The 2,104-nt window shown below is 43.5% G+C and carries 5 protein-coding genes; 3 read left to right on the top strand and 2 right to left on the bottom strand.

Features of this window, described 5'->3' with window-relative positions:
* The 3 genes from ACO4PX_RS10040 to ACO4PX_RS10030 all read left to right on the top strand — a co-directional run.
* Positions 1–361, top strand: a 361-nt coding sequence (locus tag ACO4PX_RS10040; RefSeq protein ID WP_485572563.1) for a YeeE/YedE thiosulfate transporter family protein, incomplete at its 5' end; no start/stop codon positions are given.
* A gap of 97 nt (positions 362–458) precedes the next feature.
* Positions 459–662: a sulfurtransferase TusA family protein gene (locus ACO4PX_RS10035; RefSeq protein ID WP_485560719.1), complete on the top strand. Its 204-nt coding sequence runs from the start codon at positions 459–461 to the stop codon at positions 660–662.
* A 30-nt stretch (positions 663–692) separates the two neighbouring features.
* Positions 693–947, top strand: coding sequence for a putative Se/S carrier protein (locus tag ACO4PX_RS10030; protein ID WP_485560720.1), 255 nt, complete (start codon positions 693–695; stop codon positions 945–947).
* Positions 948–1,015: 68 nt separating this feature from the next.
* On the opposite strand, the gene ACO4PX_RS10025 is transcribed toward ACO4PX_RS10030, so the two are convergent.
* A complete protein-coding gene (locus ACO4PX_RS10025; protein ID WP_485560721.1) occupies positions 1,016–1,489 on the bottom strand; it encodes a dihydrofolate reductase in 474 nt (157 codons plus the stop codon).
* Between the two features lie 14 nt (positions 1,490–1,503).
* Positions 1,504–2,104: carbohydrate kinase family protein (locus tag ACO4PX_RS10020; RefSeq protein WP_485572561.1), on the bottom strand; the 601-nt coding region annotated here is incomplete at its 5' end.

The following is a 2,104-nucleotide window of genomic DNA, read 5'->3' as shown; positions in this document are numbered from 1 at the left end:
TAAGCCCGGATTCCCTCTTCAGCCTATTTCCCACAGCAATCATCTATGGAACCTGCTGGGCATGATTTTAGTGGGCTGGGCTTCCGTAATGCTGGGAGGATGCCCCTTTAGACAGCTGGTACTTTCTGCAGAAGGAAACGGAGACTCCATGGTAACCGTTCTGGGAATGATTGTTGGTGCAGGTCTTGCTCATAATTTTAAGCTTGCAGGAAATCCGGATTCCTTAAATGATGCCAAGGAATTTGTACTGGGCGGACTTTCCAACTATGGAAAAGTAGCAGTAATTGCCTGCTTCTTTATTCTGCTGATTATTTCTGTTTTGAATCTTCCAAAGAAGAATACGGCACAGACAGCGGCTTAAGTCTTAGAAACAAAATAGAAAAAGGACGGAACTGCCGGAACTTTACACCGGTTCCGGTACAATATAATATTACATAAGATTTTATAAGGAGGTAGTTATGGTAGACGCAAGAGGATACTCCTGCCCTGTTCCTGTAGTTATGGCAAGGGAAAGCATTGAGAAAAATCCCGGAGCTGACTGCGAAATCCTGGTGGACAGCATGGTTTGTGTAGAAAACATTACCCGCTTCGGAGAAGGAAGGGGATATAAGGTTTCCTACGAAAAGCAGGGAGAGGATTTCAAGATTTCACTCAAGAAATAAGACAGAATAGAGTTTTTAGGAGAAGGATTTATGAAAGAATATATCGCAACCTACCACACCCATTTTTCCGCCATGATGAGTGGAAAAAAAATGGAGGCCGCAGGGGTTTCCTATAGTCTGGAGCCGGTTCCCAGAAGCCTCTCCTCTTCCTGCGGAACCTGCATTCGTTTTCAAGCTGAGGATTGGAAAGAGGAATGGATGGACAAGGATTGTGACAGCATTTATGAAGTCTTAGGAGAGAAAGACAAGAATCCGGAATATCAGAAAGTCATCAGCTTAAGTTAAGAATCCGGAATATCAGAAAGTCATCAGCTTAAGTTAAGAATGTAGAAGCTCTGATTCTCTCAAGAGATTTAAACTTTTTTCGTATACAAGACTCTTAGGTAGGAGGTCTCCCCTCCTACCTTTTCTATTTCTTCCCTTTTGTACTCTTCTTCCGGGAAATCCGGAAAAAAACGGTCAGCATCCGGGACTTCCATATCTACATAAGTCATATAGATTTTATCTGCAAGAGGAAGGGCTTCCTGAAATATTTCTGCCCCTCCTGCAATAAAGATTTCTTCTTGCCCCGCTCTTTCTATTGCTTCCTTTAAAGATTTTACGGTATATAAATTCTCTCCGGAGAAGACCTTTGTTTTGGATACAACGATATTTGTTCTCTCTGGAAGAGGATGACCGATTTCCTCATAGGAGGTTCTCCCCATAATCACCACATGGCCTGTGGTCAGATCCTTAAATTGCCTTTGCTCTCCGGGAATCCTCCAAGGCATCTTTCCCTCTTTTCCGATGGCACCGCCTTTGGCCACAGCAACAATGATAGAAATCATTTCAAAATCCCCTTTTAATCTTCCAAGCTCTTAAGCCCCAATTCTTCCGGAAGGAAGCGAGGATTTACATTTTCCGAGGTGCCAAGGACGGAAGCCGCCAGTTTGGTGCCGATTTCACAGGCTTCCATCAGATTCTTACCATAAGTCAGTCCCATAGCCACTCCCGCAAAAAAGGCATCTCCTGCTCCTGCGGTATCGATCACATGGACTTTCTTTGCCTTACAATGCCCGAAATGCCCATTTTGCTCTGCATAAATGGCTCCCTGACTGCCTAAAGTCATAATCATCTGTGGAAATTGCGCCTTTACCACATAGGAGGAAAGGGAGCTTGCTATCTCCTCCAAAGTCATTTCCTCAAAGTCCTCGGAAAAGAGCATCCCTGCCTCCTGCTGATTACATACAATACAGGCAGTAGTCTTTAAAAGGTCTCTTCTTTCCAGTGCAATAGACATATTGGAAACAGCTGCATATATCTTTTTATTGTATTTCTCAGCCAATTGAAAAATCTGCTTTAAAAGCTTGGAATCCATATCAATTTCCACAATAACACTATCACAGCGAGAGAACAAAGAGTCTCCGTGCTCCGAAAGTACCTCCTCCAGCTTAGAAAGATCC

It is taken from the genome of Oribacterium sp., assembly GCF_057249185.1.
Note: the sequence above shows the minus strand (reverse complement) of the source record. Positions and strands in the feature narration are given on the sequence as shown.